The sequence below is a fragment of the Sphingomonas alba genome, assembly GCF_023516555.1.
GTDB classification, from domain to species: Bacteria; Pseudomonadota; Alphaproteobacteria; order Sphingomonadales; family Sphingomonadaceae; genus Sphingomicrobium; species Sphingomicrobium album.
In genome coordinates this window covers 1791046-1815632 of the sequence record NZ_JAMGBD010000001.1, presented here as the reverse complement: position 1 = coordinate 1815632, position 24587 = coordinate 1791046, and the positions used below count along the sequence as shown (strand labels likewise).

Below are 24587 nucleotides of genomic sequence, written 5' to 3'. Positions count from 1 at the left end.
ACCTTATGGCGCCGCACCGGTCTGGCGCCCGGCGATGAAAGAACGAGATGGAACCCAAAACCCGAGGCGAACGGATGCTGGCGTTGCGCTACGCGAGGATGGCAGCCGCGCCGCCGTTCCTGCGGGGCGGCTTTCGGCCGTTCTTCTTCGGTGGCACTGCCTGGGCGGTCATCGCCCTCCTGATTTGGCTACACTCGCTCGGCTCTGGTGCCTCGCTTCCGTCCAGCTTCGACCCGCTCGCATGGCACAGGCACGAAATGCTGTTTGGCTTTGTCGGCGCGATCATCGCCGGCTTCCTGCTGACGGCAGTCCCGAACTGGACGGGCCGCCTGCCGATCGCTGGCTATCCGCTAGCTGCATTGTTCCTGCTTTGGCTCGCCGGGCGGCTTGCCGTTCTTTTCTCGGCTGAAATCGGGCCCTTAGCCGCCGCCGGCATCGACGTGGGATTCTTCATGGTCCTGGCCGGGCTGGCAGGCCGCGAGGTGCTTGAAGCAAATAACCGGAACTTTCCGGTTGTCGGCCTCATCTTCCTGTTCGGCCTGGCGAACGCCGTCGACCACCTGGCAGCAGCGGGACGGCTGGCGGACCCGGATCTCGGATGGAAATGCGCCGTCGCGCTGGTCACGATCCTCATTTCGCTGATCGGTGGCCGTATCATCCCGTCCTTCACGCGCAATTGGCTTGCAAAGCAGGGTTTGAGTGACGGCCTCCCGACGCAGCCAGGCCGGTTCGACACGGCGGTCATCGTCTCCACTGCGTTGGCGTTCCTGGCCTGGATCACGGCGCCGTCCGGCTGGCTTACGGGTATCCTGTTCGCCGCGGCCGCCGCCGGTCAGGCAGTTCGGCTCGCGCGCTGGAAGGGGTGGAAGACATTTGCCGATCCGCTCGTCCTCATCCTTCACGTCGGATATCTTTGGATTCCCATCGGACTTGGCCTGCTGGCGGCCGTCGATCTGGGTGCGCCGATCCCTAGATCCGCAGCCATTCACGCGCTCACCGCCGGGGCGATGTCGACCATGATCCTCGCCGTCATGAGCCGCGCCTCGCTCGGCCATACGGGTCGTGAGCTCCGTGCCAGCGCAATGACCCAGCTCGCTTACCTGCTGGTGACACTGGGAGCGCTTCTCCGGATCACGGCGCCGCTTGGGCTCCTCGAATATCGGCTTGGAATTGAAGTGGCTGGAACGGCGTGGATCGCTGCCCTCCTGTGCTTCCTTGGTGCTTATGCCCCGGTGCTGCTTGGCCCGCGTATCGACGGCAAGCTCTAGGCCCGCGCGAATTGCGTTAGATCAAGGCTAGGTCCCATCCTGCCTGCCACTCTCCCAATTGGAGAAAAGGGAGGGGACCGATGTCATTCGAAGTGGCGCTTGCCGAAGAAATCTGGACTAAGAAATATCGCTTCAAAACGGATGATGGTTCCGGCGATCAGTCCTTCTCGGAGACTGCCGAACGCGTAGCGCGGGCAGTTGCCGACGCTGAGGCACCCGAGCTTCGCGGAGACTGGTACGGTCGCTTTCGCGACGCGATCGCCGAGATGCGTTTCATTCCTGCCGGTCGCGTCCTGGCCGGAGCCGGCACGGACCGCAACGTCACCCTATTCAATTGCTTCGTCATGGGCACCATCCCGGACAGCCTGGAAGGAATTTTCGACCATTTGAAGCAAGCCGCGGTCACAATGCAGCAAGGCGGCGGCGTCGGGATGGATTTTTCCACGATTCGGCAGTTGGGCAGCCCAGTAAAAGGGGTCGGAGCCGATGCCTCGGGCCCGCTCAGCTTCATGGACTGCTGGGACTCGATGTGCAGGACGGTGCATTCCGCCGGACAACGCCGAGGCGCGATGATGGGCTGCCTCCGGATCGACCACCCTGATATCGAGGCGTTCATCGACGCGAAGCGGGATCCTGCCCGATTCCGGAATTTCAATCTTTCGGTACTGGTCACGGACGCCTTCATGGCGGCGCTAGGGGCCGACAACGATTGGCCGCTGCTGTTCGATGGCAAGACGATCCGGACGGTGCGCGCGCGTGACCTATGGGAACGGCTCATGCACGCTACCTACGATGTCGCCGAACCCGGCGTCATCTTCGTCGACCGCGTCAACGCCGCGAATAACTTGGCCTTTTGCGAGACGATCAGCGCCAGCAACCCTTGCGGCGAACAGATGCTCCCGCCCTATGGCGCCTGCCTCCTCGGTTCGATCAACCTTGCAAGCTTGGTCGAGCATCCCTTCGACAGCGGTACATTGAACGAGAGCGAGCTCGCTTCAGTCACGCGCACGGCGGTGCGGCTCCTCGACAACGTCATCGACATTTCGCGATATCCGCTGCCCGAGCAGGAGGAAGAGGCCAAGGCCAAGCGCCGCATAGGCCTCGGCATCACCGGGCTTGCCGACGCTTTGCTCTTCTGCGGCGTGACCTACGGCAGCGCCGAGGCCGTCGAGCTCACACAGCAATGGCTCGGCATTATCAAGCGCGAAGCGTATCGAGCCTCTGCGCTTCTTGCCAAGGAAAAGGCTCCCTTTTCGCTCTACGATCCTTGCATGCTCGACAGCCCGAACCTGGCTCAGCTCGATGAGGAAACGCTCGGCCTCATTGCCGAGCACGGCCTTCGCAACGGCTGTCTCACGTCGATCGCACCCACAGGCACGACGTCGCTCCTCGCGGGCAATATTTCCTCAGGTATCGAACCGGTCTTCGCCTATTCCTACACTCGGAAAATCCTGCAGCCCGATGGCTCAAAGCGCGAGGAAAAGGTCGAGGACTATGCGATGCGAGTCTGGCGCCAAGTTAAGGGCGACGAGCCGCCCCCTGCCGACTTGTTCGTCAGCGCCCAGACACTTTCGCCGTCTGACCACCTGACGATGCAGGCTGCCGCCCAAGCATTGATCGACAGTTCCATCTCCAAGACCGTCAATTGTCCCGAGGACATCGGCTTCGAGGCGTTCGCCGATATCTACGTCGAAGGCTATCATCTCGGTTGCAAGGGCCTAACGACGTATCGGCCGAACGCGGTCACCGGATCCGTCCTTAGTGTTGCCGAGACGTCCGAGGTGAAAATCGAGGCCAACGAATCCCTTACGCCGAGAGCCGACCAACTTCATGGCACAACCTACAAGCTAAAATGGCCCGAGAATGCACACGCCGTTTACGTGACGATCAACGACATCGAGCTTGATGGCCGGCGCCGTCCTTTCGAGATGTTCATCAACTCCAAGAACATGGAGCATTATTCGTGGACCCTTGGCCTGACCCGGATGATTTCGGCCGTGTTCCGCCGTACGTCGGATGTCGCTTTCGTCGCCGAGGAACTGAAGGCTGTCTTCGACCCGCGTGGCGGCGCCTGGATGCAGGGACGATACGTGCCATCCTTGCTCGCCGCGATCGGCGATATTGTCGATCGACACATTGGCGGGCTGGTGCCGCAACAATCACCCGCCACTGCCTTCGTTTCCCAGTCCGCCGAGAGGTTGCTCCCGCAGTGTCCGCAATGCGGTGCTTCGGCGCTCATCAAGGTCGAGGGTTGCAACAATTGCCTGGAGTGCGGCTATTCCAAGTGCGGTTGAGCGATCTGGAGCCGTTTGCCGATCCGGCTGATCGCTAAGTTCAGCTGGTCAAACTGCGCGGCTGTGCGTGCCTCCGCGATGCAGGTGCGCGTCGAACACAGCGGCGATCGAGCGCACCAGCGGACGAGCGTGTGGCAGGACTGAGACCTTCCAGCCATCCTGTTCGATCAGGCCGGCGCTGGCGATTTCCGCCAGCGCCGGTCCAGCCAGTAATCCAGCGGGTTCCGACGCGAAGCTACTGCAGATGCTAGCGATATCCACCCGATAGTCGCACATCAACCGCTCGATGATTGCGCCGCGCAAGCGATCGTCGTCATGGAAGCCATATCCGCGTGCAATCGGGAGGCGGCCTGCGCCGACCGCCTTTTGATAGGAGGGGCTCCGCGACTCGTTCTGGACGTACCCTTGCGGCAGCCGGCCAATTGCCGACGCGCCGAAGCCGAGAAGGACGTCGGCTGCGTCGGTCGTGTAGCCCTGGAAATTGCGGTGGAGACGCCCCGAAGCCGCAGCCCGCGAAAGCGGGTCGTCGGGAAGGGCATAGTGATCCAGCCCGATCTCTACATAGCCTGCCTGCAAGAGCGCGTCCGCAATTGCTCGTGACTGGGCAAATCGTAGCTCGGAGTCAGGGAGGGTTCGTTCGTCGATCTTGCGCTGGTGCGGCTTGAACGACGGCACATGCGCATAGCCAAATACGGCTAATCGTTCCGGGCACAGTTTTAAGGCGAGCCTGACTGTTTCCAAACAGGAATTTAGCGTCTGGCCCGGTAGTCCATAGATTAGATCGAAGTTGATAGCCCGTAGCCCAGCCTCCCGGAGCGATCGCACAGCCTTTGCGGTTTCCTCAAAACTCTGGACCCGGTTGATCGCTTTTTGCACGTCATGATCGAAGCTTTGGACGCCCAGGCTGGCGCGATTGAATCCGCATTCGCCCAGCATCTTTGCCATCTCGTGACGAAGCGTCCGGGGGTCGATTTCGATCGCAATCTCGGCATCCTCGACAATACAGAATCGGGTTCGAAGCTGCGCCATGAGCAGGCGCATCCGTGCTGGCGGCATCAGCGTTGGGGTGCCGCCGCCGAAATGCACGTGCCTAACCGTCAGGTCCCCTGAAAGCTGCCCTGCGACGAGATCGATTTCGGCTGTCAGATGGTCAAGATAACGCGAGATTGGCCCATCACGGCTGGCAACCGTGGTGTGACAGCCGCAGTACCAGCACATCGCCTTGCAGAACGGGACGTGCAGATAGAGCGAACCGCTGGATGGCGGCATTTCTGCAAGCCAATTCCGATACTGAGACTCGCTGACGGCGGGAGTGAAATGAGGCGCCGTCGGATAGCTGGTGTAACGCGGCAAGTTGGCGTTCCCATAGCGGGCCAGCAACCCGGGATCGAGTGTCTCCGTCACCCCATAGTGGGTAGCGGTCATCCCCTAGAGACAAGTTGATCCAAGTCACTAGAGCATTGCGATTCGGTTCTAGTCGCGAAGCATGATGAACCGGAGCGAGGGCAGGCCGTGAACAGTCTCACAGCAGAGTCCACTACAAAGCTGGTCGACGGCTTTGGCCGCCACATTACTTATGTTCGCCTCTCCGTCACAGATCGATGCGACCTTCGGTGCCGCTATTGCATGGCGGAGCACATGCAGTTCCTGCCGAGGCGCGAAATCCTCACGCTCGAGGAGATGGCCGCGCTCGCCGACATCCTCATTGCTCGCGGAGTTCGCAAGATCCGCCTGACCGGAGGCGAGCCCCTGGTCCGCAAAAACGTGATGGAGCTTGTGCGCACGCTTGGGCATCGCATTGGCCACGGCCTCGACGAGTTGGTGATGACAACCAATGGCACCCGGCTCGAAAAATTCGCCGGCGAACTTCACGATGCCGGCGTTCGGCGCATCAATGTCAGTCTCGACAGCCGAAGTGCTGACAGGTTCGCCCACATCACGCGCGGCGGGAACCTGAACCAGGTACTGCGCGGGATCGACGCAGCCTTGTCGGCCGGACTCGCCGTCAAGATCAACATGGTTGCCCTGGCCGGCATCAACAACGACGAAATCGAGGACATGCTGCGCTGGTGCGCCGCGATGAGCATGGAGCTTACGCTCATCGAAACAATGCCGCTCGGTGACGTCGAGGAAGATCGCACGAGCCATTATCTGCCGCTCGACGTGGTCCGGCAGGGCTTGCAGGACCGCTTTACCCTCCTGCCCTCGGCGAAGCGCACCGGTGGACCCGCACGGTACTTCGAAATCCCGGAGCTGCGCGCCCGCCTGGGCCTCATCACGCCGCTGACCAACAATTTCTGCGATGGCTGCAACCGGATCCGGATCGCCGCTACCGGCACGATCTATGGCTGTCTCGGTCACGACCAGAAGGTTGAGCTCCGGGACGCGCTTCGCTCGGGTGATGCCGCGGCCGTGGATGCGCTTCTTGACCAGCTGCTGGCAGGAAAGCCCCGGAGACATGACTTTCACATTGGCGGTTCGCCGGCTGTTGACCGCCACATGAGCGTAACGGGAGGCTGAGAGCGCCAGCAAATGATTCTGATCAATCGCCGCCCTGCTCATTCTTGCCAGAGGCAAGCTGCAACCAGATTCGGTTTGCAGGAGAAGCGCGATGATTAGAGGGAGCGGTCAGCCAGCTCCAGGTGCCAGCCGGGCGCTCTGGTCGAGCACGATCGCCTTTACGGTCTGCTTTGCGGTTTGGACGATCTTTTCGATCATCGGCATCGGCGTGAAGGAGCGGCTCGGCCTGTCCGAGACCGAATTCGGCCTGCTGGTTGGAACCCCGATCCTCACCGGCTCCCTGACGCGCGTCATCCTCGGCATCTGGGCCGATCAGTTTGGAGGCCGCCGAGTCTTTGCCGGCGTCATGATCGCCGCCGCAATCGCGACCTTCCTGACTTCCTACGCCGACACCTATGGCGAGCTGCTGGTTGCAGCGCTTGGCGTAGGCATTGCCGGCGGCGGTTTTTCCGTCGGAGTCAGCTACGTTTCGAAATTCTTCCCGAAGGAGAAACAGGGGCTGGCGCTCGGTATCTTCGGAGCGGGAAACGTCGGCGCCGCCGTGACCAAATTCCTTGCGCCCTTCGTCATGGTCGCAATGGGCTGGCAGGCCGTGGCCCAGGTCTGGGCGGCAGCCTTGATCGTTACGTCCGTGCTCTTCCTCGCTTTCACGAAAGAAGATCCCGAGCAGGTCGAGCGGGCCAAGTCAGGCAGCAAGGCGGCTGCAATGAGCAGCCAGCTGGCCGTCCTTAGGAACCTGCAGGTCTGGCGGTTTGCGCTCTATTATTTCTTTGTCTTCGGCGCCTTCGTAGCCTTGGCGTTGTGGCTGCCCCGCTACCTCATGGGCGTCTATCATCTCGACGTGAAAACCGCCGGCATGCTCGCGGCCTTTTACTCGGTGCCGGCCAGCCTGTTCCGCATCTACGGAGGCAAGCTTGCCGATCGGTATGGGGCTCGGTCGGTGCTGTACGTGACCTTCGGCATTTCGGTGCTGACCACCTTCATGCTTTCCTATCCGCCGACGACCTACATCATCGACGGAGTCCGCGGCCCAATCACCTTCCGCACCGAGATGGGCTTGGTGCCGTTCCTGGTCACCATCTTCGTGCTGGGCTTCTTCATGAGCCTCGGCAAGGCTGCGGTGTTCAAGCATATCCCCGTCTATTATCCCAACCACGTTGGCGCGGTCGGCGGCCTCGTCGGCATGGTCGGCGGCCTCGGCGGCTTTGTTCTGCCGCTCGCATTCGGCGCGCTCAACGACCTGACTGGCGTCTGGACGAGCTGCTTCGTGCTTCTGTTCGTCCTAGTATCGGTCGCACTCGCGTGGATGCACTTTGCCATCCGGCAAATGGAGCGGTCGGCAATACGCGCAGGACGCGCGGGCCAAGTCCCGGAACTGCCCGAAATGCGCGGCCTTGGAGAGCCGGACATCGAAATACCGGCGCGCCGCGCTGGCCCGATTGCAGATTGGCGGCCCGAGGATGAGGAGTTCTGGCGGAGTGGCGGTCGCGCCGTGGCCCGTCGCAACCTCTGGATCTCGACTTACTGCCTGATGCTGTCCTTCGCCGTCTGGATGGTGTGGAGCGTCGTCGTCGCTCGCCTGCCCGCGATTGGCTTCGATTTCACCACCGACCAGCTATTCTGGCTAGCTGCACTGCCGGGGCTTTCCGGAGCGACGCTTCGTATCTTCTACGCCTTCCTGGTCCCAATTTTCGGCGGCCGTCTATGGACGACCCTGTCGACCGGGTCGTTGCTGATTCCGGCATTCGGGATCGGTTACGCGGTTCAGTCGCCTGACACCCCCTACCTGATCTTCCTCGTGCTCGCCCTCCTCTGCGGGCTCGGCGGTGGCAACTTCGCATCGTCGATGGCGAACATCAGCTTCTTCTTCCCGAAGAAGGAGAAGGGCAATGCGCTCGCGCTCAACGCTGGACTCGGCAACCTAGGCGTTAGCCTCATGCAGTTCCTCGTTCCACTCGTCGTCACGATGAGCCTGTTCGGCTTCCTCGGTGGCCATGGGCAGGTAGCCTCGGACGGCACCCAGCTTTGGATGCAGAACGCCGGCTTCATTTGGGTCCCGCTGATCATGGTCGGCGCGATCGTCGCATGGTTTGGCATGAATGACATTCTGAGCGCCAAGTCATCGTTCGCCGACCAGGCGACCATCTTCGGACGTCTGCACACTTGGCTGATGTGCTGGCTCTACACAGGCACCTTCGGCACCTTCATCGGCATGTCAGCCGGCTTCCCGTTGCTGGCCAAGCTGGTCTTCCCTGAGGTCAACGCACTCAAATATGCGTTTGTCGGCCCTCTCTTGGGCGCGATCTCACGCGCGGCGACCGGATGGGTATCGGACCGTTACGGCGGCGCCCGCGTCAGCTTCTGGGTGTTCACCGTTCAGATCGCCGCGATCCTCGGTATGATCTGGTTCCTTGATGCGCAGAGCTTCGGCGGCTTCTTCGCGATGGTCCTGCTGTTGTTCGTCGCGAGCGGGGTCGGCAACGCGTCAACCTTCCAGATGGTGCCCGGCATCATGCGCCGTGAAATCGATCGCACCGAAGCCGCGCTTCCGGAAGCCGACCGACGCATGCAGGCGGAGCGTGAATCCGCGGCCGTGATCGGCTTCATCTCCGCAATCGCTGCTTATGGCGCCTTTTACATCCCGAAGGCCTATGGTTCGTCCATCCAGCTGACCGGTACAGCCAATGTCGCGCTCTGGGGCTTCCTCTTCTTCTACGTCAGCTGCGCCGCCCTGACCTGGTTCGCGTACAGCGGCCCGCGCGGCGTGTTGCGCGACCTCGAGCGCAAATTGTCTTCTACCCCGCCATCCACCGTGCCCGCCTGAAGGATGAATAGATGAGTCATTTTCTCGATCGCCTCACCTACTTTCGGCGTACCCAGGAGAAGTTTTCCGACGGTCACGGAATCACGACGAACGAAGCGCGGGATTGGGAGGACGCGTATCGGAAGCGCTGGGCCGCGGATAAGATCGTCCGCTCCACCCATGGCGTGAATTGCACCGGTTCCTGTTCGTGGAAAATCTACGTGAAGGGCGGCATCGTCACCTGGGAAACCCAGCAAACCGACTATCCGCGCACCCGGCCCGATCTTCCCAATCATGAGCCCCGCGGTTGCCCGCGTGGAGCAAGCTACAGCTGGTATCTCTACTCCGGGACCCGCATCAAATATCCGCTCGTACGTGCGCGACTCGTTCGCCACTGGCGTCAAGCGCGCAAGACCATGACTCCGGTCGCCGCCTGGAAGTCGATCGTCCAAGACACGGACAAGCGCCGGGACTGGGTTGCGAAGCGCGGGCGCGGCGGCTTCGTCCGCGTTGGCTGGGACGAGGTCACCGAGATCATCGCGGCCGCAAACGCCTACACGATCAAAGAATATGGCCCTGACCGCATTGCCGGCTTCTCGCCCATCCCCGCCATGTCGATGATCTCTTATGCGGCCGGCAGCCGCTACCTGTCGCTGATCGGCGGCAACCTGCTGAGCTTCTACGACTGGTATTGCGACCTACCGCCGTCGTCGCCGCAGACCTGGGGCGAGCAAACCGACGTTCCCGAAAGCGCCGATTGGTACAACGCCGGCTTCCTGCTCGTCTGGGGTTCGAACATCCCGATGACCCGCGCGCCCGACGCGCATTTCTATTCGGAAGTTCGCTATCGCGGCGCCAAGAGCGTCGTCATCGCGCCGGATTTCAACGAAGCGGCTAAATTCTCCGACATGTGGCTGCATCCGAAACAGGGGACCGACGCCGCCCTGGCGATGGCCTTGGGGCACGTTGTTCTCAAGGAATTCTACGTCGAGCGGCAGGCTGAATATTTCGCCGATTACACGCGCAAATATTCCGACTTCCCGCTGCTGGTGAAGCTTGTCGACAAGGACGGAACCCTGGTTCCCGACCGAATGCTTCGCGCCGCCGACATCAAGGGCGCGCTCGGCGAAAAAGAGAATGTCGACTGGAAGATGGTCGCCATCGACGAAGGCAGCGGGAAATTTGTCGCGCCCGCGGGCTCGGCCGGACACCGGTGGGACAAGCAGGGCAAATGGAATCTCGAGGAGAAGGACGGGAAAGGCAAGGATGTACGGCTTCGCACTACTCTCGCCGGTGACCATGACGAGATCGTCCCCGTTGCATTCCCTTACTTCGGAAGTGATGCGCCGCACGATTTCGTCGCGACCGACCACAGCGAAGTCCTGCTTCGCAACATACCGGTGAAGCAGGTCAAGCTCGCCGACGGCAGCAGCTGTGCGGTGGCGACGGTCTTCGACCTCTTCTGCGCAAATTACGGCGTCGATCGCGGCTTCGGCGGAAGTAACGTCGCGTCCGGCTTTGACGACGATACGCCGTTCACCCCCGCCTGGGCCGAGAAGGTCACCGGCGTACCGCGGGAGGCGATTATTCAGGTTGCGCGTGAATTTGCCGCCAATGCCGAGATCACCAAGGGCCGCTCAATGGTCATCCTCGGTGCGGGTCTGAACCATTGGTACCACATGGACATGAGCTATCGCGGGATCATCGCGCTGCTCGTCATGTGCGGCTGCATCGGCCAGTCGGGCGGCGGCTGGTCACACTATGTCGGCCAGGAAAAGCTTCGGCCGCAGACGGGGTGGCTGCCGCTGGCATTCGGCCTCGACTGGTCGCGACCGCCAAGGCAGATGAATGGAACGAGCTTCTTCTACGCCCATACCGATCAGTGGCGTTATGAGTCGCTCCGCATGTCCGAAATCCTTTCGCCCTTGGCGCCGGAAGGAGACTGGTCGGGCAGCCTTATCGATTACAACGTCAAGGCCGAGCGGATGGGGTGGCTGCCGTCCGCGCCTCAGTTCGACACGAATCCGATCGAGCTTGGTCGGAAGATCCGGGAAGCTGGCGGAGATGCGTCGGCGACGGTGGTCGAAGGACTTAAATCAGGCGAGCTGAAGCCCGCCTGCCTCGACCCCGACAACCCGATTAACTGGCCGCGGAACATGTTCTTCTGGCGCTCCAACGTTCTCGGAGCCAGCGGCAAGGGCCACGAATACTTTCTCAAGCATCTTGTCGGCTCGATGCATGGGGTCATCGGCACTGACGATGAGGATGCCGGCCTTGATCGACCCAAGGACGTTGTCTGGCGCGACGAGGCGCCGGTCGGGAAACTCGACCTCATGGTCAACATCGACTTCCGCATGTCGACGACCAGCATCTACTCTGACATCGTGCTGCCGACGGCCACCTGGTACGAGAAGCACGACCTCAACACGTCGGACATGCACCCGTTCATCCACCCCTTGTCGGCGGCGGTTGATCCGGCCTGGGAAACCAAGAGCGATTGGAACATCTTCCGCGCGATCGCCAAGAAATTCTCCGACGTCGCTCCCGAGGTGCTGGGCGTCGAGCACGATGTGGTCATGACACCGATCCAGCACGACACTCCTGGCGAGCTCGCGCAGCCCTATGAACCGAAGGACTGGCTGAAAGGCGAATGCGAGCCGGTCCCGGGCAAGACCATGTCGTCGATCGCGCTCGTCGAGCGCAACTATCCCGAGACCTACGCTCGGTTCACGTCATTGGGTCCGCTGCTGGAAAGACTGGGCAACGGCGGCAAGGGGATCGGCTGGGACACCACGCGCGAGGTCGAGCTGCTCGGCGACCTCAACGGTCGCGTGCTAGACGGCCCGACCGAGGGGCGGCCCAAGGTTGATAGCGATATCGATGCTTGTGAGACGATCCTGATGCTCGCGCCGGAAACGAACGGCGAGGTCGCGGTCAAGGCATGGGAAGCGCTCGGCAAGATCACCGGTCGCGATCACGGCCACCTCGCCGAGGGCAAGGAGGAGGAGAAAATCCGCTTCCGCGACGTCGCCGCGCAGCCCCGCAAGATCATCTCATCGCCGACCTGGTCAGGTCTGGAAAGCGAACACGTCTGCTACAATGCCGGCTACACGAACGTCCATGAACTCATTCCGTGGCGGACGCTGACCGGCCGGCAGCAACTTTATCAGGACCACCAGTGGATGCGCGCGTTCGGTGAGGGCTTTGTCACCTGGCGGCCGCCGATCGACACGAAGACCGTTCGCCAGGTGCTCGGCAAGCTTCCGAACGGCAACACGGAGATTCTGCTGAACATTCTGACCCCGCACCAGAAGTGGGGCATCCATTCGACCTACACTGAGAACCTGATCATGCTCAGCCTCAGTCGCGGCGGGCCGACGGTGTGGATCAGCGAGGACGACGCCAAGGTTGCGGGGATCGTCGACAACGACTGGATCGAAGTATTCAACGTCAACGGCGCGCTGACAGCCCGGGCAATTGTGTCCCAGCGGATCATGCCCGGCTCGGCGATCATGTACCATGCGCAAGAAAAGCTGGTGAACACTGTCGGCTCGGAAATCACCGGCCAGCGCGGCGGCATCCACAACAGCGTCACCCGCATCAACATGAAGCCGACGCACATGATCGGCGGTTATGTGCAGCTCGCCTACGGCTTCAATTACTACGGAACCGTCGGCGCCAACCGCGACGAGTTCGTAATTGTCCGCAAGATGAGCGAGGTGAACTGGTTCGACAAGGCGGCCGATGATTCCGCCAACGTCGAGGGCGGCACGGCTGACTGGGGGACGGGCGTCAGAGGTGCCGCGGCCTCCGGAAAGGAGGTGGCGCAATGAAGGTTCGGGCTCAGATCGCGATGGTCCTCAACCTCGACAAGTGCATCGGCTGCCACACCTGCTCGATCACCTGCAAGAACGTGTGGACCAACCGCGAAGGCATGGAATACGTCTGGTTCAACAACGTCGAGACCAAGCCTGGCATCGGCTATCCCAAGGACTGGGAAAACCAAGAGCGGTGGAAGGGCGGCTGGATCCGCAAGAAGAACGGGAAGATTGTACCGCGGCAGGGCGCCAAGTGGCGCATCCTCTCAAAGATCTTCGCCAACCCGCATCTTCCGGAAATCGACGATTTCTACGAGCCGTACACATTTGAATATGAATGGCTCCAGTCAGCGCCGGAGCTTCAGGCTCAGCCCACGGCCCGGCCCCGATCCCTGGTGACCGGCGAAAAGCTCAACAAGATCGAGTGGAGCGGCAACTGGGAAGACATGCTTGGCGGCGAGTTCGAAAAGCGCAGCCACGACTACAATTTCGAAGGGGTCGAAAAGGAGATTTACGGCCAGTTCGAAAAGACGTTCATGATGTACTTACCGAGGCTGTGCGAGCACTGCCTCAACCCGTCATGCCTGGCCTCCTGCCCCTCGGGCGCAATCTACAAGCGCGCAGAGGACGGCATAGTCCTCATCGACCAGGAGAAGTGCCGCGGCTGGCGGATGTGTGTGTCCGGCTGCCCCTACAAGAAGATCTACTACAATTGGGCGACCGGGAAATCCGAGAAGTGCATCTTCTGCTACCCGCGGATCGAGACCGGCCAGCCAACCGTCTGTTCGGAAACCTGCGTCGGTCGCATCCGCTATCTTGGTGTCGTCCTTTACGATGCTGATCGGATCGAGGAGGCGGCGTCCGTCGAGGATCCCAAGGATCTATACCCGGCGCAGCTTGGCGTATTCCTCGATCCTAACGATGTCGCGGTTCAGGAAGCGGCACGGGCCGAGGGCATCACCGACCAGTGGCTGGAAGCGGCCATGCGATCGCCGGTCTACAAGATGGCGGTCGAGTGGAAGATCGCCTTCCCGCTCCATCCCGAATACCGCACATTGCCGATGGTCTGGTACGTGCCGCCGCTGTCGCCAATCCAGTCGGCAGCGGAAGCCGGCAAGATTTCGGCCCGCGACGGCATGCCGGATGTCCGCTCCCTGCGCATTCCTCTGCGCTATCTCGCCAACCTTCTGACCGCCGGCGATGAAGAGCCCATTGCCGCCGCGCTCGAACGGATGCTGGCGATGCGCTCCTATATGCGGGCGAAAAGCATCGAAGGCCGGATCGACGAGTCGATACCCGAGCGCGTCGGCCTCGACCGGGCGCGCATCGAGGAGATGTACCGGATCATGGCGCTCGCTGCCTACGAGGATCGCTACGTCATTCCGACTGCGCGCCGCGAGCTCGACGAGGATGCCTTCGTGCTTCGGGGTTCCTCCGGTTTCGGCTTCCGAGAAGGCACGCAAGGCAGGACCAAGGTCAATCTGTTTGGTGGCGGTGCCGACAAGGCCAGGACGAAGCGCGAACCCAGAATGGACATTCCGTCATGAAACTGACCCTCAAGGCCCTCGCTGCGCTGCTCGGCTATCCGTCACCTGATCTTCAGGCAAACGTTGCCGAAGTAGATCGCGCGTTCCGTAACGACGGCCTGCTGAGCAGGAAGGATCTCACTCGGCTCGAGCCACTGCTCCGTCGTTTGGCCAACGAAGATCTCCTTGACCTGCAGGCGGCCTACAGCGAATTGTTCGATCGTTCGCGTTCGTTGTCGCTTCACCTGTTCGAGCATGTCCACGGCGATAGCCGCGAGCGTGGCCAGGCGATGATCGACCTTGGCGAGCAATATCTGAAGAGCGGCTTTTTCCTTGAGGGCAGCGAGCTGCCAGATTTCGTCCCGGTCTTCCTCGAATACGCCTCCTGTCTGGCACCGGCCGAAGCGCGTGACATGCTCGGCCAGCCGAGCCACGTCTTCGCTGCTTTAGCTGAGCGGCTTGACCAGCGCGGGAGCGACTATGCGGCGATCTTCCACTGCCTTGTCGCACTGGCCGGCGCCCGCGTCGACGCCGACGCCCGTGCCGTCGTCGACCAGAATACGCCGGCGGAAGACGGCGCCGATATCGACGCCGAGTGGGAGGAGGCGCCCGTCTCCTTCAACATCGGCGGCGCTCACGAAATGGGCGGCCCGACAGGGGTTGTCGCAAAGATCCGGGCGTCGAACCGCCCGGTCAATCAGGAGGCCGCTCCATGACCGCTTTCATCAACCAGCTTGCGTTCGGCTGGTATCCCTACCTTGCCGTCACTGTGCTGGTCGTCGGTAGCATCCTCAGGTTCGATTCCAACCAGTACAGCTGGCGCACCCAATCCAGCCAATTCCTGCGCCGGCGGCAGATGGTTCTCGGCTCCAACTTATTCCACATGGGAATATTGGTGCTGCTCGCGGGCCATTTCATCGGCCTGCTGACGCCGGTGAACGTCTTCGATGCGGTTGGCATCAGCCATAGCTTCAAGCAGACCGCAGCACTCGTGGTCGGCGGCATTGCCGGCGTGCTCGCCTACATTGGTTGCTCACTGTTGCTCCACCGGCGATTGTTCGACCCCCGCATCCGCAAAAGTTCATCGTTCGGAGACATCCTGGTCCTCGTGCTGATCTGGATTCAGCTGACCCTGGGAATCGCGACAACCTACTGGACGATGAAATATCTCGACGGCAGCGAGATGGTGAAGTTTATGGGGTGGGCGAATGGCATGCTTACCTTCGACCCGGCGGCTCCCGAGCGCATTCGAGATGTCGCTCTGGTCTACAAGCTCCATATCGTGCTTGGCCTGACCCTGTTCCTGATCACGCCATTCACCCGGCTCGTGCACATCTGGAGTGCGCCGGTCTGGTACCTGCTGAGGCCGGGCTTCCAGATCGTGCGTACTCGCCGCGCCAAGAACGCCCCGCGCTCCCCAACGCGCGGGCCCGCGGGCGGTGCGCCGAGTTATGGCGGCCCTACCGTCCTGCGTCAGCAGGCGGAAAGCGGGCAGGAAGGCGCATGAGCCGGCGGCTTGACGTCATCAATCTCGGCGACCCGGCCCAACGGCCGGCGCCAAAGATGATGAGTTCGTGCGAGAGTGGGGGTTGCGGTGGACCTGAGCCGATGCTGCCTCCGCCGCCGAGCTTTGGCGAGGTGCGGGTCAACGGCGTTGAAATCACGCCGGAGGCTATTGCGGAGGAAATCCAGCATCACCCGGCTCCCGATGCCGAGACTGCCTGGGTCGAGGCTGCACGGGCCCTCGCCGTTCGTGAACTCCTGCTGCAGGAGGCACGTCGCATTGGCCTTGCGCCAGAAGCGATGGCCGACGACGCCGGCCGAATTGAGGTTGAGGAGGATGCGGTAATTCGCGCCCTATTGGAAAAGGACGTCGAGCCGGCCGCTCCCTCCGAAACCGAATGCCAGCGATATTATGAGAGTCACCTCGACCGCTTCAACACGGCCGAACTGTTTGAAGCCGCGCACATCTTGATTGAGCCCGAAGCGGAAACGGAGGAGGCCTGGTGCTCGGCGTTGGAGCGCGCGCGGAACATTGCCCGCGAAATCGGCGACGATCCGGCAGCATTCGCAAGCGCAGCCCGAACCCATTCTGCGTGCGCATCGGCCAAGCAGGACGGGTCCTTGGGTCAAATCCGGCGCGGCGAGCTTGTCGGCGAGATTCAGGCCGGACTTGAACGCCTCGAAGCCGGGACAATCTCACGTGAACCAGTGCGGTCGCGTTACGGCTGGCACGTCCTTCGGCTGCACCGCCGCATTGGTGGACGCACCATGCCGTTCGAAATGGCACGCGACCGGATCGCGGACATGCTCGAAGCCCGTAGCTGGTCGGTCGAGGCAGCGCGCTATGTTGCGAGCCTCGCTGCGCGTAGCAGCCTCGAAGGCATTACCATTCAGGGATCCGCCTGATGGTCATGCTTGGCGACATGCTTGCGGCGGCACGAGATTCCTCGTCCGGCTTCCAGGCGTGGCTTGAGCGGTCGGATGCCGAGCTTGCGACCCGGATCGCCGAAGCGGCAGCCAGATCGGAGATGACTTGTACCCAGTTCGTCCGGAGCGCCATTGCCGACTTCAACCGCTTTGCTGGCGAGGAGGATTGGGCCACGCTCACTTCGAGCGTGAGGAACACTGACGATCCGGGCACCGTTTGCCTGTTGGCAATGATCCGCTGGCGCTTGATGGCTCAGGGATGTCACAATCACTCTCACCGGCCGAGTAAGCCGGAACTGCCGGAGACCATCCATGAGTGACGATCGACGCGACGAGCCTGCGGATGCTCCCCTCAATCCTGCGCTGAAAAGCAGCACCGAGACCGTCTACCCGACGAAAGAGTCCACACCGGCGCCGATCGAGACCGCTTCGGCGAAGGAAAATGAAGGAGAGGGCTGGCCTGTCCTCTGGCTCGCGGTGACGATCGTTTGTGTCGCGCTGGCGGTGTATTTCCTGATTTAGTCAAGCCTATCCTCACCCGGTAGCTCGCGAACGAAGCCAGCTGTCTCAAGCTTCAGGCCAAGGCGCTCCAGACCCGCGCGGGCTCTCGAACCGGGATCGGCGCTTTTGGCTGCCATGTTGAAACAAATGGTCCGACATCCATGCTCGCGGCCGATCCGCTCCAGTTCTTTGTAGAGCACGTCCTTCACGCGATCATTGCCCCTTAGATCGAAGGCCACCATCGCCTCTACTTCGAGCGCCGCATCGTGTCTGAGATGTGTCCATGGCCGAAACGCCGCTACCCCATGGATATAGTGGTCGGCCGCGACCACGGCGATCACACCGCCACCAGCCTTGATGAGCTCCGCTCCGAACTCCAGCCACCGCTCAAAGCTGACATGTGTCGCCGTCCGGATGAGAGTATAGGCCTCCCCGAGGCGCTCATAGGGCAGTCGCTGGACTGTCAAATCCCGCATGCGTTATCTGCCCTCAAGAACTCCCCGAGATTGCACGCTAGGTCCGATAGGCTATTACGTCATTGAGCCAGATCATTCTTCGGCTGGCCCGGATCACGCTCGGGAATTCAAGGTTTGCCCTACGTACCTACCGCCAGCCTCACACCGCTTCCGGAGGGACACCCCTGCGCCGACTGTCCCGTGCGTCCGATCACCATCTGCAGGGGGCTGGACGCGCCAACGCTTGCCGGCATGCGGTCCTTGGGAACTATGCAGCGCCTAAAGCCGGAACAATCGGTCTTTCATGAGGGCGACCCGGCCAGGCGCGTGTTCATGGTCACCCATGGCGCTTTGAAACTGTACACGCTGCTTGCCGACGGACGCCGGCAGATTACCGGCTTCATGTTCCCCGGCGACTTCTTGGGGGTCAGCATCGATGAAGAATATGCTTTCACCGTCGAAGCGTTGGAAGACACGGAGCTTTGGTGGTTTTCGCGCGAAGCCTTTGACAGGTTCATCAGCGATCACCCGCAGGTTGAGAGAGAGCTCTATCGCCTCGCGGCGCATGAGCTGGCCGAGGCGCAGAGGCAGATGGTGCTTCTTGGCCGCAAGGCGGCCGCGGAACGGCTGGCCAGCTTCTTTCTGGGCCTTCTCGACCGTGCCGAGCGCGCCAGCGGCAAGGCCGAGACCTGTTTCGACCTGCCCATGTCCCGCATCGACATTGCCGACTATCTCGGGCTCACGAAGGAGACCGTAAGCCGGATGCTGGCGCATTTGCGCAGCCTCCGGCTCATCCGCCTCCAAGCACAGAACCGCGTGGAAGTACTGAACCGTTCTGGACTCAGCGAAATGGCCGACGGAATGAGCGCCGATCATATCAACTAAGCGCTAACTGATGGTCAGAGGCTCCATTCGAGTTGAAACCAGAACTTCCTTGTATCGACGCCAAATTGCTGGGCGTCGTAGTCTGCATATTTGAAGAGAATGCCGGCCTTGCCGATCTTGAAGCCGGCCGAAGCGTCCCACTCCGTCCCGTAATCGACACTCCCCTTGTCGCTGTCGAATTGATGGAAAGCGATGTTTGCATTGAGTCCAGGCAGCATCCTGACGCCGTCGAACGCCTTGGAGATCGAGACATAGACATCCTGAAGCCCCAGGGGCGGTGTCGTGAGAAAGACGTCTGCCCACCCGTTGAACCTGTGCAGCGTTGCGAGGGGGGTCTGCACGGAGTGGCCATGATCACTGCCAAGCAGTTCCACGCCTCCTGAAACTGTAAATCCCGACGCTTTCGCCCCGCCCTCCAATGCCCAATAGTCGGCAGCATAGCTGAACGGGTTATCGCCATAATCCAGTTGGCGTGCGTAGCTGGCCCGCGCCGTTACCTTTGCCTTGCCGATTGGGATCTCGGTGCTGAGATAGCCCCCATAGGTCTGGCTGCTGTTCGTCAGCGCAAACGTCTCGTCATAATCAATGAGGTAGCTGAAGACCTTGCCCTGGACGGGGCCGAGCTTGGCACCAATACCAGCGAACAGGAATTTGCCTTCGATACCGGTTCGAGGTCCGGCATCCCCACCGAAGATAGTCCGCTGGTTGACGGCATAGGCAATGTCTGCCGAAACTGACCCCAGCTTCATCTCACCGCGAATGGCATCAAAGGTCTGCTCATTCTGGCGCCAACCTACTGCGCCGACCCATCGTTGGTCGTCCAGATTGATGCGCTGCCGGCCCAGCGTGAAGGCAAGGTCTTTCGTCTTGTACTGGAGCTGGAGCCGATTGAGCTCGATGTTCTCGGGGTCCGATACGACCGCATATTGGGTCCTGCGCTGATTGTCTGCCAGCGGAAAGGGAAAGGCGTTGTAATTATTGACGGGCGCAAGCGTGCCCTCTCCCTCCGCAAGGAACGAGAATTTGCCGAGCTTCGCTTCGGCTCCGGCGCGCAGCCTGAAGGTCACCGCATCCGCATCGAGCGCGCCCTGATCCACCGTCTCGTATCGAAGCCGCGCTTCCAGGATGGGCTTGATTTCCAGCCGATCAGGTCTGCTGGGTTTGTCCTGCGCCAACAGCGGACTGGCGAGTAGCAGTGATGCGGTTGCGCCCGCCGCAACCCGGACTGCCTGGTTGATCCTGGCCATGTTCGTTCTGCCTGACTTGTTGTTGTCCGCGCAGCAATTAGACAGGCTCGCAAGCGCTAGAAGTGATCTAGCGCAAAGCAGGCAAGAGCGCTCGAACTAGCTGTTTCCGGCGAAGGGGTGGCAATGGACGGCAGCACAATCTTCTGGATCGCCGCGCTAATGGCGATCGCAGCCGCGCTCTACTCGAGCGTCGGTCATGGCGGGGCCTCCGCCTATCTTGCCATCATGGCGCTATTCTCCGTCGCGCCGGACACCATGCGACCGACGGCGCTCGCGTTGAATCTGGTCGTCGCGACCTTCGCCGCTACGCGATTTGCGATGAAGGGCCAGACGAACTGGCGCCTGCTTGCCGCTTTTTCGGTAACGGCGGCCCCGGCCGCGTACATCGGCGGCACCATTCACCTTGCGCCGGAGATCTACCGCCCGCTGGTCGGCGTCATCCTCCTCGGCGCGGCCGCTCGTTTGTTCTGGCAGCCCGAGCGGCTGGTTGCCCGGCCGACCCATGCGCCGCCGCTTGCGATTACGCTGCCGAGTGGCGCCGCACTCGGCTTGCTCGCCGGCCTCACCGGGACCGGTGGCGGCATTTTTCTGAGCCCACTCATCATCCTCTTCGGCTGGGAAGACGCGCGCAAGACGTCTGGCGTCGCCGCAGCCTTCATCCTTCTCAATTCCGCGGCTGGTCTGCTCGGCAACGTCGCCAGCGTGCAGCATCTTCCGGCGGCGCTACCGATCCTGGTGGCTTCCGTCTTCGCCGGCGCGCTTCTCGGCACTTGGCTCGGGGTCTCGCGGCTGCCACGGCACCGCCTGCTGCAGGGCCTGGCGATCGTCTTGGTCATTGCCGCATTCAAGCTGTTGTTCACATGAAGCCTGCGCTCGTAATCCTTGCCGGTGGCGAGGGAAGCCGCATCGGCGGCAGCAAGCCACAGCGGCTCTTGGGGGGCGTTTCTCTCCTTGATCATGCGCTGAGCTATGCAAGGAAGACAAACGCGCACCTAGCCGTGGCCGCGCGCGAAGAACGACAGATCGGAACCTGCGAGGCTCCAGTCGTTCTCGACGATCCGTCGATCGAAGGCCCCCTTGGCGGCCTGGTCGCCGGGCTGCGCTTTGCGAATGCGCAAGGAGCAGATGCATTGCTCACCATTCCGGCTGACATGCCCTTTCTCCCCGACGATCTTGCGGATCGTTTGGGAGCGGCAATCGGTGAAAATCGAGCCGCCATCGCCAGCAGTGCCGCCAGGCTTCACCCGGTCTGCGGCCTCTGGCTACCGGAGGTACTGGCTTTGATGCCCAAGTATCTGGCCTCGGGCCGCCGCTCGCTCAACGGGCTCGCCGAAGAGGCGGGTTTTATCGCTGTCGAATGGCCCAGCGACCCGGTCGATCCCTTCTTCAACATCAATAGTGTCTCAGATCTGAAAACAGCCGAGGAACTCCTCGCTGGCTAGAAATCCAAAACCTGGACCGGTTCGCCTGTCGTAAGGGCGGGCGCGGCCGCGCGTTGGCGCACGAGCAGGTCGGCTTGGGCAAGCGTCATTTGCGCGCTCGAATCCTGGTTCGAAAGAAGCTCGACACGCTCCCCAACCGACCGTCCGCGATGGAAAGTTTCCCGAGGGCCGCATTCGCTCAAATCTGATGCGAGCGAGGCGTTCCGCCAATTGAGCGCCTCGTCCGGCTCCCGTCCGCAAAGGCCGGCGAGCAGCGGCGCGAGCAGCAGCCTTCCGGTTACAAGGGCCGAAGTTGGATTGCCCGGCAGCCCCAAGACCAAGGTCTTGCCTGCACGCCCAAGCCAGACCGGCTTCCCCGGCTTGATCGCCACGTTGGAGAATATGAGCTCCAATCCAGCAGGCCCGAACATCGTCTTCGCGAAATCTTTTTCGCCAACGGATGCGCCACCCGTAACGACTACCAAGTCCGTATCGACCAAAGCTTCGGCAGCGCTACGCTCCATTTCCTCAAGGTCGTCTCTGAGTCGGGATCGACCGACAACCTCACCGCCCCACTGCCTTGCCAGTGCCGCGATACCGAAGGACACGCTCTCGGGAATAGCGTCGTCCCGGTTGCAGGCCGATCCGGGCTCGGCCAGCTCATCGCCCGTGCTGAGGATTCGCATCCGCGGAACTCGATGCACCACCAGCGAATCTACATCGGCTGCCGCCGCGCAGACTACGGCGAGAGGGTCAAGAAGCCGTCCGGCAGAAATTAGTTCGCTGCCCCGCCTGAAATCGCTGCCCTGGGTCCGAATGTGGCGTGCATGTCCAGGGTGCGCCTCAATGGTTGCGACTTCTCCGTCGCGCCGGACATTTTCCTGAATGACCACCCGGTCGGCACCGGCTGGAACTGGTGCGCCGGTGAAGATTCGCACACACTCGCCCGGGCCGAATTCCCCATTCCAGCTTCGTCCGGCGAAAGACTCTCCGACCACATGGAGCTCCACGGGAAGCTGGTCGAGGTCTGCGTCACGCAGCGCGTAGCCGTCCATTGCAGACACGTCCGAACGCGGCGAATCCAAGCGCGCGACGATTGGCTCAGCGAGCACGCGGCCTGCGGCCGTATCAAGGCCGATGGTCTCGGTGCCAAGGGGAACAGCGGCGCCTTTTACGAGCGCAACCGCTTCTTCGAAGCTGATCATGCCTGACCGGACCGCTGCCAGTCGCCGGAATTGCCGCCGGTCTTGGACGCCACCTCAACGCCGCCGATGACCATCGAGCGGTCGATCGCCTTGAGCATGTCGAACAAGGTCAGGCAGGCGACCGAAACCGCCGTAAGCGCCTCCATCTCGACGCCCGTGACGCCTTCGGTCCGCACTTCGGCAGCCACCCGGAAGCCCGGCAGGCTGTCATCCATATCTATCCGGACTTCGATCTTGGTCAGCGGCAAGGGGTGACAGAGCGGTATCAGCTCCGCGGTCCGTTTGGCTGCCATGATGCCGGCAAGCTCTGCCGTGCGCACGACCGATCCCTTCGGCGCAGCGCCGGTACGTACCTGATCGAGGGTTCCGCTCTCACACGCCAAAGTGCCGTGCGCTACTGCGGTCCGCAGGGTCGACGCTTTGCCCGAGACGTCTACCATCTTTGCGCGGCCTTCGCCGTCGAGATGGGTGAGTTTGCTCATGCGCAAAGATGCCTCAGCCGCGGAATCTGGCCTGCCAGAGAGCAGGGGCGGTAACGGCTATCGAGTTCGTGCACGAGGACAAGGTCCCAGCCGTCGCGGCAGGCGCCGGTTGATCCAGGAAGGCAGAAGACGAACGTATCGTCGACCTGTCCCGCAAAGGCGCGCGATTGCAGCGTCGAGAAGCCGACGGTACCGAAGCTCGCTTGGTGGAACAGCACCGAAAAGCCGTCCATTTCGCGCCGGAAAAGTGGCTTCACCGCCTCGGGCGTGACATCGCGGGGAGAGAAGCCGGTACCACCCGTCGCAATGATGAGATCGACAGATTCGTCTTCGACCCAGGCGCGGACCTGGGTGCGTATGGCTTCGACATCATCCGTAACGATCGCCTTACGGGCGAGTTCGTGACCGGCTGTGCCAAGTCGCTCAGCGAGCAGGTTACCGGACTTATCCGTTTCCTCCGTCCTTGAGTCCGAAATCGTCAGGACCGCGATCCGCAGAGGATAAAAGGTCAGGCTTTCGTCAACTCCGGCCAAAGCTCACTCCCAGCGACGGCGGTCGGCGTAGTCGGTTTCGGTCGGTTCGATCCAGTTCGTGCCGGACTCGCCCTCCTCGCGCTTCCAGAATACGGCTTCTGTCTTCAAGCGGTCCATTAAATAGTCAGCGGCTTCGAAGGCTGCACGCCGATGCGGCGATGCCACGCCGACGAAGACGATCGGATCGCCGCACCGCATTCGGCCGCAACGATGAACCACGCGGGTATGGCTGATGGCAAAGCGCTCGGCTGCCGCGGCCGCAATCGATTGAAGCGATTTCGCAGTCAGTTGGTGGTGATGGTCGAGGACAAGTACGTCGACCGTATCCCCGGCGCGGCTCTTCGCGCGCGCCAGTCCAACGAAGGTGACGACTGCGCCTGCGCCCTTGCAGGTGTGCATGAGCTCGGCAAGTTCCGCGGGCGGATCAAGGCTTCGTTCCTCAAGTTTCGCCACGACCGTCATCAGCCGCCCGACACCGGCGCGAGGAATTCTACTCTGTCTCCGGTCGCAAACTGATGCGTGTCGTCGACGAAAGTGTCGCCAACGACCGCGCGTACCCGGCGGTCCTGAAGCCACTCCGCCGCACCCGGATGCTCGGCGACAAGCAAAGTTCGCAAGGCGGCCACAGTGCATGGTGTCTCAATCGACACGTCGACCTCTGACCCGAGAACGCCTCTCAGCTTTCCGTAGAAGAGTACCTTCATCGCTCTGCCCATCTCCCGCGCGATTGCGCCCTAGGCCGTTCCTGGTCAACTGACGCTTTGAAACGGATTGCGAGGCTGAGCTTCGCCGAGCCGCATAGCTGCATGGTTGATGCAGGTCATTTCAGCAGGGAAACGGGTCAGCCGATTCGGGGGAAATGCCGATCCCTGTGGGTGCCAATGGGGTAACGGTAGAAGATTTTCGGCGGCATTCGAGGCTGTGTTCGGCGGACGCTGATTCCGCAGCAGCCGCGCCAACAAACCCGGCCACCGACCCGCCGATGGGTAATTTCTTTCTGGTTGCAGCTGAAATCACCATGGTTTTCGTCAAGCATCCGTCGTCTTTTGGCGGCGGTGAAGGGGGGCAGCTCAGAGTGTCGCCAGATGCCTTGGGTCGCCCCTTACTGCCCCACACTTTAGCCTGTCTCGCTTGCGCACGCCGGCCGGCCCGAATTCGATCATTCGAGCGGCCGCCGGATAGAAGTGTCTCAGGATGGA

At 61.8% G+C, this 24587-nt stretch carries 22 protein-coding genes; 14 read left to right on the top strand and 8 right to left on the bottom strand.

Annotation, left to right across the window (positions count from 1 at the left end):
- Window positions 1-47: 47 nt before the first annotated feature.
- On the top strand, window positions 48-1268 hold the full coding sequence (locus LZ536_RS09540; RefSeq protein ID WP_249848452.1) for an NnrS family protein: 1221 nt from the start codon (window positions 48-50) through the stop codon (window positions 1266-1268).
- 80 nt (window positions 1269-1348) lie between these two features.
- Window positions 1349-3562, top strand: a complete 2214-nt coding sequence (locus LZ536_RS09535; protein ID WP_249848451.1) for an adenosylcobalamin-dependent ribonucleoside-diphosphate reductase — start codon at window positions 1349-1351, stop codon at window positions 3560-3562.
- A 48-nt stretch (window positions 3563-3610) separates the two neighbouring features.
- On the opposite strand, the gene hemN is transcribed toward LZ536_RS09535, so the two are convergent.
- Window positions 3611-4987, bottom strand: a complete 1377-nt coding sequence (gene hemN / locus LZ536_RS09530; RefSeq protein ID WP_283938401.1) for an oxygen-independent coproporphyrinogen III oxidase — start codon at window positions 4985-4987, stop codon at window positions 3611-3613.
- 87 nt (window positions 4988-5074) lie between these two features.
- Here hemN and moaA point away from each other — a divergent pair, with 87 nt between their 5' ends.
- The 9 genes from moaA to LZ536_RS09485 all read left to right on the top strand — a co-directional run bounded on the left by moaA (window position 5075) and on the right by LZ536_RS09485 (window position 17181).
- Window positions 5075-6082 carry a GTP 3',8-cyclase MoaA gene (moaA, locus tag LZ536_RS09525; protein WP_249848449.1) on the top strand — a complete coding sequence of 336 codons (1008 nt, stop codon included), beginning with the start codon at window positions 5075-5077 and terminating at the stop codon, window positions 6080-6082.
- Between the two features lie 91 nt (window positions 6083-6173).
- The gene (locus LZ536_RS09520) at window positions 6174-8906 is read left to right on the top strand and encodes a nitrate/nitrite transporter (RefSeq protein ID WP_249848448.1); all 2733 of its coding nucleotides are present in this window, start codon (window positions 6174-6176) and stop codon (window positions 8904-8906) included.
- An 11-nt stretch (window positions 8907-8917) separates the two neighbouring features.
- Entirely contained in the window at window positions 8918-12718 is a 3801-nt protein-coding gene (locus LZ536_RS09515; protein WP_283938400.1) for a nitrate reductase subunit alpha, read from the top strand.
- Entirely contained in the window at window positions 12715-14250 is a 1536-nt protein-coding gene (gene narH, locus LZ536_RS09510; protein WP_249848447.1) for a nitrate reductase subunit beta, read from the top strand. The genes LZ536_RS09515 and narH overlap by 4 nt, the downstream gene beginning before the upstream one ends.
- A complete protein-coding gene (narJ, locus tag LZ536_RS09505; RefSeq protein WP_249848441.1) occupies window positions 14247-14945 on the top strand; it encodes a nitrate reductase molybdenum cofactor assembly chaperone in 699 nt (232 codons plus the stop codon). Before narH ends, narJ begins: the two co-directional genes overlap by 4 nt.
- A complete protein-coding gene (gene narI / locus LZ536_RS09500) occupies window positions 14942-15736 on the top strand; it encodes a respiratory nitrate reductase subunit gamma (protein WP_249848440.1) in 795 nt (264 codons plus the stop codon). Before narJ ends, narI begins: the two co-directional genes overlap by 4 nt.
- Window positions 15733-16638: a peptidylprolyl isomerase gene (locus tag LZ536_RS09495; protein WP_249848439.1), complete on the top strand. Its 906-nt coding sequence runs from the start codon at window positions 15733-15735 to the stop codon at window positions 16636-16638. The genes narI and LZ536_RS09495 overlap by 4 nt, the downstream gene beginning before the upstream one ends.
- The gene (locus LZ536_RS09490) at window positions 16638-16979 is read left to right on the top strand and encodes a hypothetical protein (RefSeq protein WP_249848438.1); all 342 of its coding nucleotides are present in this window, start codon (window positions 16638-16640) and stop codon (window positions 16977-16979) included. Before LZ536_RS09495 ends, LZ536_RS09490 begins: the two co-directional genes overlap by 1 nt.
- Window positions 16972-17181 carry a hypothetical protein gene (locus tag LZ536_RS09485; RefSeq protein WP_249848437.1) on the top strand — a complete coding sequence of 70 codons (210 nt, stop codon included), beginning with the start codon at window positions 16972-16974 and terminating at the stop codon, window positions 17179-17181. Before LZ536_RS09490 ends, LZ536_RS09485 begins: the two co-directional genes overlap by 8 nt.
- Here the strand turns inward: LZ536_RS09485 and LZ536_RS09480 are convergent.
- Window positions 17178-17636, bottom strand: coding sequence for a hypothetical protein (locus LZ536_RS09480; RefSeq protein WP_249848436.1), 459 nt, complete (start codon window positions 17634-17636; stop codon window positions 17178-17180). The two genes, LZ536_RS09485 and LZ536_RS09480, sit on opposite strands and share 4 nt — an antisense overlap.
- Window positions 17637-17885: 249 nt before the next feature.
- Between LZ536_RS09480 and LZ536_RS09475 the strand changes: the two genes are divergently transcribed.
- The gene (locus tag LZ536_RS09475) at window positions 17886-18500 is read left to right on the top strand and encodes a cyclic nucleotide-binding domain-containing protein (RefSeq protein WP_249848435.1); all 615 of its coding nucleotides are present in this window, start codon (window positions 17886-17888) and stop codon (window positions 18498-18500) included.
- A 14-nt stretch (window positions 18501-18514) separates the two neighbouring features.
- Here the strand turns inward: LZ536_RS09475 and LZ536_RS09470 are convergent, their stop codons facing one another.
- Complete coding sequence (locus LZ536_RS09470; protein WP_249848433.1) at window positions 18515-19747, bottom strand: alginate export family protein; 1233 nt, start codon at window positions 19745-19747, stop codon at window positions 18515-18517.
- A gap of 123 nt (window positions 19748-19870) precedes the next feature.
- Between LZ536_RS09470 and LZ536_RS09465 the strand changes: the two genes are divergently transcribed.
- Both LZ536_RS09465 and mobA read left to right on the top strand, forming a co-directional pair.
- Window positions 19871-20611, top strand: coding sequence for a sulfite exporter TauE/SafE family protein (locus LZ536_RS09465; RefSeq protein WP_249848431.1), 741 nt, complete (start codon window positions 19871-19873; stop codon window positions 20609-20611).
- Window positions 20608-21189: a molybdenum cofactor guanylyltransferase gene (gene mobA, locus LZ536_RS09460; protein WP_249848429.1), complete on the top strand. Its 582-nt coding sequence runs from the start codon at window positions 20608-20610 to the stop codon at window positions 21187-21189. The genes LZ536_RS09465 and mobA overlap by 4 nt, the downstream gene beginning before the upstream one ends.
- Here mobA and LZ536_RS09455 read toward each other — a convergent pair.
- From LZ536_RS09455 to LZ536_RS09435, 5 genes are read right to left on the bottom strand one after another with little or no spacing between them, the layout of a single operon-like run.
- Complete coding sequence (locus tag LZ536_RS09455) at window positions 21186-22373, bottom strand: molybdopterin molybdotransferase MoeA (RefSeq protein ID WP_249848428.1); 1188 nt, start codon at window positions 22371-22373, stop codon at window positions 21186-21188. The genes mobA and LZ536_RS09455 overlap by 4 nt on opposite strands.
- Entirely contained in the window at window positions 22370-22855 is a 486-nt protein-coding gene (gene moaC / locus LZ536_RS09450; protein ID WP_249848426.1) for a cyclic pyranopterin monophosphate synthase MoaC, read from the bottom strand. The genes LZ536_RS09455 and moaC overlap by 4 nt, the downstream gene beginning before the upstream one ends.
- Complete coding sequence (gene moaB, locus LZ536_RS09445; RefSeq protein WP_249848425.1) at window positions 22852-23388, bottom strand: molybdenum cofactor biosynthesis protein B; 537 nt, start codon at window positions 23386-23388, stop codon at window positions 22852-22854. The genes moaC and moaB overlap by 4 nt, the downstream gene beginning before the upstream one ends.
- 3 nt (window positions 23389-23391) lie before the next feature.
- Window positions 23392-23850 carry a molybdenum cofactor biosynthesis protein MoaE gene (locus tag LZ536_RS09440; protein ID WP_249848424.1) on the bottom strand — a complete coding sequence of 153 codons (459 nt, stop codon included), beginning with the start codon at window positions 23848-23850 and terminating at the stop codon, window positions 23392-23394.
- Entirely contained in the window at window positions 23850-24092 is a 243-nt protein-coding gene (locus LZ536_RS09435) for a MoaD/ThiS family protein (protein ID WP_249848423.1), read from the bottom strand. Before LZ536_RS09435 ends, LZ536_RS09440 begins: the two co-directional genes overlap by 1 nt.
- Between the last annotated feature and the right edge of the window lie 495 nt (window positions 24093-24587).